This window comes from Pseudomonas fitomaticsae, from assembly GCF_021018765.1.
Classification (GTDB): domain Bacteria; phylum Pseudomonadota; class Gammaproteobacteria; order Pseudomonadales; family Pseudomonadaceae; genus Aquipseudomonas; species Aquipseudomonas fitomaticsae.
On sequence record NZ_CP075567.1, the window covers coordinates 6,249,084 to 6,261,002 of the forward strand.

Genomic DNA, 11,919 nt, shown 5'->3' on the forward strand with positions numbered 1-11,919 from the left:
GGACCCCGGATGCTTGAACTTGTCGCCGCTTTCATCTGCCTCACCACCCTCCTCACCTTCGTCAATTTCCGCTTCATCGGCCTGCCCCCGACCATCGGCGTGATGGTTACCGCACTGATGTTTTCCCTGTTGCTGCAAGGCCTGAGCCTGCTCGGTTATCCCGGTCTCGAAGAGCGCGTACAGCAACTGATCGGCCAGATCGACTTCGGCGATCTGCTGATGAACTGGATGCTCTCGTTCCTGCTGTTCGCCGGCGCCTTGCACGTGAACCTGAACGACCTGCGCAGCTACCGCTGGCCGATCGGCCTGCTGGCGACCTTCGGCGTACTGATCGCCACCGCCGTGATCGGCAGCCTCGCCTACTACATTTTTGCCCTGTTCGGCTGGCACGTGAGCTTCCTTTACTGCCTGTTGTTCGGCGCGCTGATTTCCCCGACCGACCCGATCGCGGTACTCGGCGTGCTGCGTACGGCCAACGCCTCGAAGCCGTTGAAAACCACCATCGTCGGCGAATCGCTGTTCAACGACGGCACCGCCGTCGTGGTGTTCACCGTGCTGCTGGGCATCGCGCAACTGGGCGAAACCCCGACCGTCGGCGCCACAGCCATGCTGTTTGCCCATGAAGCCATCGGCGGCGTGCTGTTCGGCGGGCTGATCGGTTATCTGGTGTACCTGATGATCAAGAGCATCGAGCAGCACCAGATCGAAGTCATGCTGACCCTGGCGCTGGTGATCGGCGGTTCGGCAATGGCCACCGAGCTGCACGTCTCGGCGCCGATCGCGATGGTGGTCGCCGGTCTGATCATCGGTAACCTCGGTCGCAACCTGGCGATGAACGACATGACCCGCAAATACCTCGACGGTTTCTGGGAATTGCTCGACGACATGCTCAACGCCCTGCTGTTCGCGCTGATCGGGATGGAGCTGTTGCTACTGCCGTTCAACTGGCTGCACGTGGCTGCGGCAAGCCTGCTGGCACTTGCGATTCTGCTGTCGCGCCTGCTCACCGTGGCCCCGGCCATTGTCCTGTTGCGACGCTGGCGCACGGTGCCGCGCGGCACGATCCGGATCCTGACCTGGGGTGGTTTGCGCGGCGGTGTTTCGGTGGCATTGGCCCTGGCCCTGCCGCTGGGCCCGGAGCGCGATCTGCTGCTGAGCATCACTTACATCGTGGTGCTGTCGTCGATCCTGTTGCAGGGCCTGACCATCGGCAAACTGGTCAAGCATGCAACGCGTGGCGAGCCGGCGAGCGCTGCCGAGCCAGCGCACCACTGATCATTTCCTGATCTGCTGCGGATCGGGCTTTTCGGCCTGATCCGCAGACTCCTTCGGTTTGCCGCTTTCGCTGCGGATCTGCGCATGACTGATCAGGGCGAAGATGAAACTGCCGCCGATGATGTTCCCCGCCAGGGTCGGTCCGGCAAACACCGCCCAGAAGTCACTCCACGGCAACTCGCCGGCAAACACCAGATACGACACCTCCGCCGACCCCACCACGATGTGCGTGAAATCGCCCAGCGCCATGAAGTAGGTAATGAGGATGATGATCCACATCTTCGCGCTCTCCATGGACGGGATCATCCAGACCATGGTGGCGATCATCCAGCCTGAGACGATGCCCTTGGCGAACATCTGACTCGCGTGGTTCTCCATGACCTTGCGGCCGATTTCGAGGAAGGCCTCGTCGGTCTTGCTGTCGAAGATCGGCAGTTCGAGCATCACGTACGCCACCAGGATCGTCCCGCACAGGTTGCCGAACAGCACCACCGTCCAGAGCCGGATCAGCCGGCCGAAATTGGCCAGGGTCGGTTTGGTCATCACCGGCAGCACGGCGGTCAGGGTGTTTTCGGTGAACAGTTGCTGGCGGGCGAGGATCACCGCGAGAAAACCTGCGCAGTAACCGAAGCTGGCGATCACCTTGAATTCGTCGCCCTCGGGCAGACGCGAGTTGAGCAGACCCATGCCCATCAGCGACAGGCCCATGGTCAGCCCGGCCGCCAGCGCCGACCACCACAGCGCGGCGATGCTGCGCTCCAGTTCCTGGTCGCCCTGTTTGCGGATGATTTCATGCAGAACCGCCGCGCGGGGCGGCTGGTTTTTCTCGACTTCGTGCTGTTCCTTGGCCGAGAGATCGGGGGTCTTGCCGTCTGTTGGTGTGGTCATGGCGGGAAACCGGTGGCGGGGTCATAAGGCTACGACACGCGCCGCTCGGCTTCCGTTCGCCGGTGTGACGCGATTACTCGGTAACGGGCACGTCATCCTTGAACTGGTCTTTGACATACCTGATCTCGGTCCGCCCGTGCGGCGCCGGCAAGCCGTCTTCGCCGAGGTTGACGAAGACCATTTTCTCGACGGTCAGGATGCTCTTGCGGGTGATCTTGTTGCGCACTTCGCAGGTCAAGGTGATCGAGGTGCGGCCGAACTCGGTGGCGGTGATGCCCAGTTCGATGATGTCGCCCTGGCGCGAAGCGCTGACGAAGTTGATTTCAGAAATGTACTTGGTCACCACGCGCTGGTTGCCCAGTTGAACGATGGCGTAGATCGCGGCTTCTTCGTCGATCCAGCGCAGCAGACTGCCGCCGAACAGGGTGCCGTTGGGGTTGAGGTCTTCGGGTTTTACCCACTTGCGGGTGTGGAAATTCATCTTCACTCCTGAGCGTCTTGCCGAATGATGGCGCCATCTTGGCAGACTGAGCGGTCATGCTCCATGAGGCTTCTACTATGGTCGCGATTAGCGATCTTCATCTGGCCGACAGAAACCCTTTGGAAGATCAGTCTAGACGGCTATAATCGCCCCCGTTTCAAAACGGTAACCTTCACTTGATACCGTTTTCCCGCCACCTGTCCGAGGGGCGCTGCAGCAGGTTCAACCTGTCAGGCTCGGATGGGGCGTTGACCGGCTCAGGCCGGACACTAAACGCACAACGGCGCCCATTCGCATACATTACGAATGGAGGCTCTTCATGAGCGCTGTTATCACGCCTGCAGATTTTAACGATTACAAAGTTGCCGACATGTCCCTGGCTGCCTGGGGCCGTCGCGAAACCATCATCGCCGAGTCGGAAATGCCGGCCCTGATGGGTCTGCGTCGCAAGTACGCTTCCGAGCAGCCTTTGAAAGGCGCAAAAATCCTCGGCTGCATCCACATGACCATTCAGACCGCCGTGCTGATCGAAACCCTGGTTGCCCTGGGTGCCGAAGTGCGCTGGTCGTCCTGCAACATCTTCTCGACTCAGGATCAGGCTGCTGCTTCCATCGCCGCTGCCGGCATCCCGGTTTTCGCCTGGAAAGGCGAGACTGAAGAAGAGTACGAGTGGTGCCTGGAGCAGACCATCCTGAAAGATGGCCAGCCCTGGGACGCCAACATGATCCTCGACGACGGCGGCGACCTGACCGAGCTGCTGCACAAGAAATACCCACAGGTTCTGGACCGTGTTCACGGCGTGACCGAAGAAACCACCACCGGCGTGCACCGTCTGCTGGACATGCTGGCCAAGGGCGAGCTGAAGATCCCGGCCATCAACGTCAACGACTCGGTGACCAAGTCCAAGAACGACAACAAGTACGGCTGCCGTCACAGCCTGAACGATGCGATCAAGCGCGGCACCGACCACCTGCTGTCCGGCAAGCAAGCGCTGGTCATCGGCTACGGTGACGTGGGCAAGGGCTCGGCCCAGTCCCTGCGTCAGGAAGGCATGATCGTCAAGGTTTCCGAAGTCGACCCGATCTGCGCCATGCAAGCCTGCATGGACGGTTTCGAACTGGTTTCGCCGTTCATCGACGGTATCAACGACGGCACCGAAGCAAGCATCGACAAAGCGCTGCTGGGCAAGATCGACCTGATCGTGACCACCACCGGTAACGTCAACGTTTGCGACGCAAACATGCTCAAAGCCCTGAAGAAGCGCGCCGTTGTCTGCAACATCGGTCACTTCGACAACGAAATCGACACCGCTTTCATGCGCAAGAACTGGGCATGGGAAGAAGTGAAGCCACAGGTACACAAGATCCACCGTACCGGCCCGGGCGCTTTCGACGCTCAGAACGACGACTACCTGATCCTGCTGGCCGAAGGCCGTCTGGTGAACCTGGGCAACGCTACCGGTCACCCAAGCCGCATCATGGACGGTTCGTTCGCCAACCAGGTTCTGGCGCAGATCTTCCTGTTCGGCCAGAAGTACGCCGACCTGTCGCCAGCCCAGAAAGCCGAGCGCCTGACCGTTGAAGTACTGCCGAAGAAACTCGACGAAGAAGTGGCCCTGGAAATGGTTCGCGGCTTCGGCGGCGTGGTCACTCAACTGACCAAGCAACAGGCTGACTACATCGGCGTGACCGTCGAAGGCCCGTTCAAGCCGCACGCTTACCGCTACTAAGAGCAGCTGCGAGCTTCAGGCTTCAAGCGGCAAGCAAGGCCACAAGCCGGGCTTGCCGCGCGAAGCCCGAAAGCTCTGCCCCTATTTGTCAAAACAGTGTCAGGCCGCAAGCTTCAGGCACAAGAGACCAGCGCACCTCCGCTGCTCTTGCAGCTTGAAGCGTGCAGCTTGTAGCTGGAGGTCCCCTCCATGTCCCAAGACCGTCGCTACAGCTTCGAGTTCTTCCCGACCAAGACCGATGCTGGGCATGAAAAACTGCTCGCCACTGCCCGTCAGCTGGCCACCTACAACCCTGACTTCTTTTCCTGCACCTACGGCGCGGGCGGCTCGACCCGTGACCGCACGCTGAACACCGTGCTGCAGCTGGAAAGCGAAGTCAAAGTCCCCGCCGCTCCGCACCTGTCGTGCGTCGGCGACAGCAAGGACGACCTGCGCGGCCTGCTGAACGAGTACAAGGCTGCCGGCATCAAGCGCATCGTCGCCCTGCGTGGTGACCTGCCGTCCGGCATGGGCATGACCAGCGGCGAGCTGCGTCACGCCAATGAACTGGTTGAATTCATTCGTGAAGAAACCGGCAATCATTTCCACATCGAAGTCGCCGCCTACCCGGAGATGCATCCGCAAGCGCGCAACTACGAAGAAGATCTCGCCAATTTCGTGCGCAAGGCCCGTGCCGGCGCCGACAGCGCGATCACCCAGTATTTCTTCAACGCCGACAGCTACTTCTACTTCGTCGACCGTTTGCAGGCGCTGGGCGTGGACATTCCGGTCGTGCCGGGAATCATGCCGATCACCAACTACAGCAAGCTCGCGCGCTTCTCCGATGCCTGCGGTGCGGAAATCCCGCGCTGGATCCGCAAGCAGCTGGAAGCCTACGGCGATGACAGCCAAAGCATTCAGCGCTTTGGCGAACAGGTCGTCACAGAGATGTGCGAACGCCTGCTGCAAGGCGGCGCGCCCGGCCTGCACTTCTATTCCATGAACCAGGCCGAACCGAGCCTGGCGATCTGGAACAACCTGAAGCTGCCGCGCTAAAAAGACGTCACCGCAGGACCAGAAGATCGCAGTCGCGACAGCGCCTACAGCGCTTTCGCCGCTGCGATCTTTTGCTTTCAACGCCCGAAACAGAGCTTCTGCGGCCAGTTTCTGGCTCTTTGCCGTTTCTCGTCGTAATCTCAAGCCATGCCTTTGATCACGCAGTTATTCGCCGTGCTGGTTTTTGCTTGCCTGAGCTTTGCGGCTCGGGGCGAGAAGTTGCGTATCGTCACCGAACCGTGGGCGCCGTACGTCTATGAACAGGGTGGCAAGAACCTCGGCCTGGACTACGAAACCACCGCCATCGTGTTCAAGCGCCTGGGCATCGAAGTCGAATGGCAGTTCCTGCCGTGGAAACGCTGCCTGTCGATGCTCGAAACCGGCCAGGCCGACGGCGCGCTGGACATCTTCCACAGCGACGAACGCGACGCCACCCTGCTCTACCCGAGCGAGCCGCTGTCGGACGTCGAATTCGTGATGTTCTACGCCAACGACCGACCGCACCCTTTTCACAGCCTTGAAGACCTCAAAGGTCTGACCGTCGGCACCTCTCCGGGCTATCTATATAGCCCCGACTTTCGTGAATCGACGCTGTTTACCCGCGAGCCGGCCCCGACCCACGAAGCCAACTTCGGCAAACTGGTGCGCGGGCGCATCGATCTGCTGATCACCGATCGCCGGGTGGGCCAGCATTTGCTCGATGAGTTGGGCATTCGCGACAAAATTACCGAAAATCCAACCGTCATCAGCCGCCAGAGCCAGTTTCTGGCCGTGCGGCGCAATGCCGGGATGGATTTGCTGGTGCAGCGCTTCGGCGCCGAACTCAAGCGTTTCAAGCGCGAACCGGCCTATGCCGAGCTCAGCGCCCGCTATGGCGCGGCCCCCACCCTGACGGCGCCCCTGGGCAGCGCCACCGCCAGCGGCAAAACCGTTGAGCAGCAGGAAAGCGGCGCGCAGTGATTGCTCTGTTATACTCCGGCGTTCCCGCCAGGCTCACGCCCGGACGCCCGGAACCGTAACAGGCCTCCCGACCCGCTACAGCGCAGCTTTTCAGCCCGCGCGAGCGCTCCGGACGTGCCTTCGGAACCGCAGCAGGACCGGACGGGATTGCGTCCTCTTAAACGCCATTCGCGCCAGGCAAGACTCCCATTGGGCCAAGCCCTAACTAAAACAGGATTACTCATGTCCTTTGCTTCCCTCGGTCTCTCCGAGGCTTTGGTCCGCGCTATCGAAGATGCGGGCTATACCGAGCCTACTCCGGTGCAACAGCGGGCCATTCCCGCCGTGTTGCAAGGTCGCGACCTGATGGTTGCGGCACAGACAGGTACCGGTAAAACCGGCGGTTTCGCCCTTCCGATCCTGGAGCGGCTGTTCCCCAACGGCCACCCGGACAAATCCCAGCGTCACGGCCCGCGCCAGCCGCGCGTGCTGGTCCTGACCCCGACCCGCGAACTCGCGGCCCAGGTTCACGACAGCTTCAAGATCTACGCCCGCGACCTGAAATTCGTCAGCGCCTGCATCTTCGGCGGCGTCGGCATGAACCCGCAGGTTCAGGCCATGTCCCGTGGCGTGGACGTCCTCGTTGCGTGCCCGGGTCGTCTGCTCGACCTGTGCGGCCAGGGCAGCGTCGATCTGTCCCACGTCGAAATCCTCGTGCTCGACGAAGCCGACCGCATGCTCGACATGGGTTTTGTCCACGACGTGAAGAAAGTCCTCGCGCGTCTGCCGGCCAAGCGTCAGAACCTGCTGTTCTCGGCGACTTTCTCCAAAGACATCACCGATCTTGCCGGCAAGCTGCTGCACAACCCGGAACGCATCGAAGTGACGCCGCCGAACACCACGGTCGAGCGTATCGAGCAACGCGTATTCCGCCTGCCGGCCAGCCACAAGCGTGCGCTGCTGGCCCACCTGATCACCGCCGGCGCGTGGGAACAGGTGCTGGTGTTCACCCGTACCAAGCACGGCGCCAACCGTCTGGCCGAGTACCTGGACAAACACGGCCTGCCGGCTGTGGCGATCCACGGCAACAAGAGCCAGAACGCCCGCACCAAAGCCCTGGCCGACTTCAAGGCCAACCAGGTGCGCATCCTGGTGGCGACCGACATCGCGGCCCGCGGTCTGGACATCGACCAGTTGCCACACGTGGTCAACTTCGAACTGCCGAACGTCGATGAAGACTACGTGCACCGTATCGGCCGTACCGGCCGTGCCGGTCGTTCGGGCGAGGCGATCTCGCTGGTCGCCCCGGACGAAGAAAAACTGCTGAAAAGCATCGAACGCATGACCAAGCAGAAAATCGCCGACGGCGACCTGATGGGCTTCGATGCCAGCACCATCGAGGCCGAGAAGCCGGAAGCCCGCGAACGTCCGGACATGCGCAACCCGCGCAACGCCCGTGGCCCACGCGGCGACGGCCCGAATGGCAGCGGCGGTGGCGGCGGTCGTAAAGACAAAGGCAAAGACAAGGGCAAGGAAAAACCGGCCGGCGAACGCGGTGAACGTGGCGAGCGTCCAGCCCGTCAACAAAAGCCGCGTGAAGGCACCCCGGCTCGCGAACAGCGCCAGCCAAGCCAGCCGCCACGCGCCGCTGCTGACCGTGCTCCGGACGAATTCCTCGACGACGATATCGATAACTTCGGTAACCGCGTCGACTACGTGCCGAAGCAGGCTCCGGCCGGTGGTCGCAACCGTCGTCCAGGCGCTCCGGCGCAAGGCGCAGGTTCGGGCGCACCACGCGGCGGTCAGCCACAAGGTCGCCAGAACGGCCCGCGCAACAGCAACGGTTCGAGCACCGGTACGCCGCCAGGCAAACGCAGCGGCCCGCGCAACGGTGCCCCGCGTGACGGTCAGGGTCGCCGCGATGAGAACTCGCGCAACCGCCGCCCGGCCCGTGACGATCAGCAACGCGCTGAACCGGCCGTGCAGAACCCGCGCAGCAGCGGGCCGAAGATCATGCACAAGGAATCGAAAGCCGACCGCTTCCCGACGCCTGAGCAGCTGGATCAACTGCCAAGCCGCCCACGCGGTGAAAAACCGGCCTTGCTGACCCGCAATCGCTGAGTTTTCCACTGCAATGAAAAATGCCCCGGCCTGAAACCGGGGCATTTTTTTGTGCGCTACTGAAACGAGAGTTACGGCAGGCCATAAAAAACGCCCCCGGTCGCAAGACCGGGGGCGTTTTTGTGTGGCCGGCGAAAATTACTTCGCTTTCACACCTTCAAACGAAACGTACAGCTCGACCGCGTCGGACTTCGGACCCAGGTCTTTCTGCTTGCCGAAATCGGAACGCTTGATGGTGGTGGTGCCTTCGAAGCCGGCACGGTAGCCGCCCCATGGATCCTTGCCTTCGCCCAGGAAGGTAGCCTTCACGACCACTGGCTTGGTGACGCCCAGGATGGTCAGGTCGCCGGTCACGTCAGCGGTGTTGGCACCGGTGGACTTGACGCTGGTGGAGACGAAGGTCGCCTTGGCGAACTTGCCGGCATTCAGGAAGTCAGGGCTGGCGATGTGCTTGTCGCGCTCGGCGTGGTTGGTGAACACGCTGGCGGTGTTCACGTTGAACTCGATCTTGCTGTCTTCAGGCTTGGCAGCGTCGAAGCTGAACTTGCCATCGATGTCCTTGAAGGTACCGGTGATGAAGCTGTAGCCCAGGTGGCTGATCTTGAAGTCGACGAAGGCGTGCTGACCTTCTTTGTCAACCACGTAGTCAGCGGCCATCACGTTGGCGGACAGGACGGCAGAGCCGATTGCCAGAGCGGCCAGAGTCTTTTTCAACATGCTTTGTTTTCCTTTGGAGTCGAGGTTGAACATCAGGCTTTGCGTCCCAGCATTCGTGTCAGGGTCGCATCACGATCGATAAAGTGGTGCTTCAATGCTGCCAACGCATGAAGGCCGGAAAAAATTACCAGCGCCCATGCCAGCCAGAGATGAATCACACCGGCGGTATCTGCCTGATCCGGTAGTCCGGAAACCAGTGCAGGAACTTCAAACAGGCCAAACACCGGGATCCCGACACCGTCTGCGGTGGAAATCAGGTAACCGGCAATCATCACGGCGAACAGCGCAAGGTAGAGGAACCCATGGCCGAATTTGGCGCCGATGCGGGTCATGCGGCTGTAGCTTTGCAGCGTTGGCGGTGGTGGGCTGACAAAGCGCCACAACACCCGCAACACCATCACACCCAGCAGCACCAGACCGATGCTCTTGTGCAGATCCGGCGCGTCTTTGCGCCAGGTGCTGTAGTAATCCAGCCCCACCATCCACAGACCCAGCGCGAACAGCCCGAAGACCACCAGCGCCACGCCCCAGTGCATGAAGATGCTGACCCAACCGTAGCGCGAAGAAGAGTTACGTAGCTGCATTGCCCAAATCCTGTGAGAACTGCGAACCAAGACTAGCGAGTTATCTATCGAATTAAAGCGGAAAATTTCGCTTTGAAATATCGAGAAATACGATCAAGAGTCTTGAACAGGGGAGTTAAGGAAAGATTAAAGACAAAAGTGTGGCGGGATGTTGTGAATCACGGGCAAAAAAAGCGCGGCTTGAAAGCCGCGCTTTTTTCACCGCAAAGCTTTTTACTGCGCTTTGGTCTCGGTGGTTGCCGCCGGTTTGGCCGCTGGCTTCTTCGCCGGTTCAGCTTTTTTCGCCGCAGGTTTCGCTGCAGGCTTTTTCGCTTCGGTCTTGGCCGCCGGTTTCTTCGCTGCAGGCTTGGCTGCCGCTTTCTTCGCCGGCTCGGCTTTCACCGGGGTTGCTGGCTTCGGTGCTTCCACCGGGGCTGGCGCAGGAGCCGGGGTCGGTGCAGGCGCTGGAGCGGCTGGAGCAGGTGTCGGCTCTGGGGCTTTCACAGGCTCTGGTTTCTTGTCGTCGTCCGAACCGCCGAACAGGTTGGTGAAGAAGTTGCCTTTCTTCGCCGCCACGGCTGCACCCGCTGCACCTGCCGCTGCGGCGGTGGCTGCTGCCGGGCCGACTTTGGCCGGTTCGAAGGATTTGCCCGCCGCCAGGTCTTCAACCTGACTCGCCGCACGCTGACCGGTGCGCAGTGCGCCTTCCAGGGTGCCCGGGTACAAGGTGTCGGTGTGTTCGCCGGCAAACGCTACGCGTTGCAGCGGACGCTCCCACAGACGCCAGTATTTGCTGATCTGGCCAGGGCCGAAGGCGAGGTAAGAACCGCCGGTCGATGGGTCGGTGCTGTAACGACGGATTTCATAGCCGGTGAACGAGCCACGGGCCTGTGGATAAAACGCGTGCAGACGAATCAGCACCTGATCGACCATCTGCTTGTCGCCGAAGGCCTGCATGACGCGGGCGTTGTCACCGGACAGGTTGATCACCACGTTCGCGCCACCTTTCAGGGCCGGCTCGATCCACAACATGCCAAGACCGGTGTTGCTGTAGATCTCGCCGGACATCCGCGCCTTGCTTTCCCACACAGGCGTCTTGAACTTCAGCATGATCTGGTCGCGCCAGCCGTAGTTGGTGCCTTTGATCGCGGCCAGGTGCTGGGCGTCCAGCGCCGGGGTCAGCTGGATCTTGTTGAGGGCGCGCAACGGCACCGCCAGCACTACGTAATCTGCCGAATAGCCCACGCTGCCGACCTTGACGGTCACGCCGTCCTTGTCCTGGGTGATGGCAGATACTGGCGAGTTGGTTTTGATGGTTTTCAACTGTTTGACGAACGCCTGGGCCAGCACCGGGCTGCCACCGACCAGACGCGAAGCGCGCAGGTCACGGTCGGACACGCCGCGATACACCCGGCTCTGCTGCGCGAAATACAGCAGCGACAGACGCGAAGGCTCGTCGTAGTGGGTGCGGATATCCTGGTTGATCAGCTGACGCGCGGTGGCCGGCAGGTTCTGCTTGTCGAGCCAGCTCGAGACGTTGATCTGGTCCAGTGCATGCAGGGTGTTGGTCGCCGCCGGGTTCTGCGGATCTTCGATCGAACGCGCCAGATCGTCACGGGTTTTCTCGTAGCGCTTCAGTGCTTCGGCCGTGGCAGGCTGTTTGGTGGTCAGGTCGGCGGCGGAGAAATATTCGCCGTCGATCAGGTAACCCGGGGTCCGTACGAATTCAGGCGCTGGCGTGGTGTTCAGCTTGAAGGTCGATACGTACTTGTTCAGCACCGGTTGAGTCTTGTCGTTGCCGATCCACTCGCTGGTGGCCATGCCCGAGCGACCGCCCAGGCTCGGTTTGGCTTCGAGCAGCGTGACCTGCCAGCCCTTGTTCTGCAGTTCGTAAGCCGCCGTCAGGCCCGACAGGCCGCCGCCGATCACGATTGCGGTTTTATCCTTGGCCAGCGCCGTAACGCTAAACAGCCCCAACACCACCAGCGCACAGGCGCGCAGCCAACCGACAGACATTCAGCGAACTCCGGAAAAACACATAGGAAAATGCAGTTTTGCGGGTCAGATGACCCAAAGAACCGCGAAGAATACGTCAGCCATCAAAACGCCGCCAGCGACGTCTATCGGCCCATACAAAGTAGCTCAATCGACACAATGGGTTGTTCCGACGC

General features: G+C 61.2%; 10 protein-coding genes and 1 riboswitch. Of the genes, 5 read left to right on the top strand and 5 right to left on the bottom strand.

Annotation, left to right across the window (positions count from 1 at the left end):
- Positions 1–9: 9 nt before the first annotated feature.
- The gene (locus KJY40_RS28385; protein WP_115079483.1) at positions 10–1,275 is read left to right on the top strand and encodes a cation:proton antiporter; all 1,266 of its coding nucleotides are present in this window, start codon (positions 10–12) and stop codon (positions 1,273–1,275) included.
- Here KJY40_RS28385 and KJY40_RS28390 read toward each other — a convergent pair whose 3' ends face one another.
- Positions 1,276–2,163, bottom strand: coding sequence for a formate/nitrite transporter family protein (locus KJY40_RS28390; RefSeq protein WP_230733974.1), 888 nt, complete (start codon positions 2,161–2,163; stop codon positions 1,276–1,278).
- Between the two features lie 73 nt (positions 2,164–2,236).
- Positions 2,237–2,644, bottom strand: coding sequence for an acyl-CoA thioesterase (locus KJY40_RS28395; protein ID WP_011336338.1), 408 nt, complete (start codon positions 2,642–2,644; stop codon positions 2,237–2,239).
- Between the two features lie 197 nt (positions 2,645–2,841).
- A riboswitch (S-adenosyl-L-homocysteine riboswitch) is annotated at positions 2,842–2,940 on the top strand.
- A gap of 23 nt (positions 2,941–2,963) precedes the next feature.
- On the opposite strand from KJY40_RS28395, the gene ahcY reads away from it, so the two are divergent.
- The 4 genes from ahcY to KJY40_RS28415 all read left to right on the top strand — a co-directional run bounded on the left by ahcY (position 2,964) and on the right by KJY40_RS28415 (position 8,468).
- Positions 2,964–4,373, top strand: coding sequence for an adenosylhomocysteinase (gene ahcY, locus KJY40_RS28400; protein WP_007961892.1), 1,410 nt, complete (start codon positions 2,964–2,966; stop codon positions 4,371–4,373).
- 189 nt (positions 4,374–4,562) lie between these two features.
- Positions 4,563–5,408 carry a methylenetetrahydrofolate reductase [NAD(P)H] gene (gene metF, locus KJY40_RS28405; protein ID WP_230733976.1) on the top strand — a complete coding sequence of 282 codons (846 nt, stop codon included), beginning with the start codon at positions 4,563–4,565 and terminating at the stop codon, positions 5,406–5,408.
- Positions 5,409–5,555: 147 nt separating this feature from the next.
- On the top strand, positions 5,556–6,368 hold the full coding sequence (locus tag KJY40_RS28410) for a substrate-binding periplasmic protein (protein WP_230733978.1): 813 nt from the start codon (positions 5,556–5,558) through the stop codon (positions 6,366–6,368).
- A gap of 222 nt (positions 6,369–6,590) precedes the next feature.
- Positions 6,591–8,468 (top strand): DEAD/DEAH box helicase, encoded by a 1,878-nt coding sequence (locus KJY40_RS28415; RefSeq protein ID WP_230733980.1) that lies wholly within the window; start codon positions 6,591–6,593, stop codon positions 8,466–8,468.
- A 138-nt stretch (positions 8,469–8,606) separates the two neighbouring features.
- Here the strand turns inward: KJY40_RS28415 and KJY40_RS28420 are convergent, their stop codons facing one another.
- From KJY40_RS28420 to KJY40_RS28430, 3 genes are all read right to left on the bottom strand, one after another.
- Positions 8,607–9,185, bottom strand: a complete 579-nt coding sequence (locus KJY40_RS28420; RefSeq protein WP_230733982.1) for a YceI family protein — start codon at positions 9,183–9,185, stop codon at positions 8,607–8,609.
- Positions 9,186–9,217: 32 nt separating this feature from the next.
- Positions 9,218–9,769, bottom strand: a complete 552-nt coding sequence (locus tag KJY40_RS28425) for a cytochrome b (protein WP_007959675.1) — start codon at positions 9,767–9,769, stop codon at positions 9,218–9,220.
- Between the two features lie 213 nt (positions 9,770–9,982).
- Positions 9,983–11,764, bottom strand: a complete 1,782-nt coding sequence (locus KJY40_RS28430) for a flavin monoamine oxidase family protein (protein ID WP_230733984.1) — start codon at positions 11,762–11,764, stop codon at positions 9,983–9,985.
- Positions 11,765–11,919: the final 155 nt, after the last annotated feature.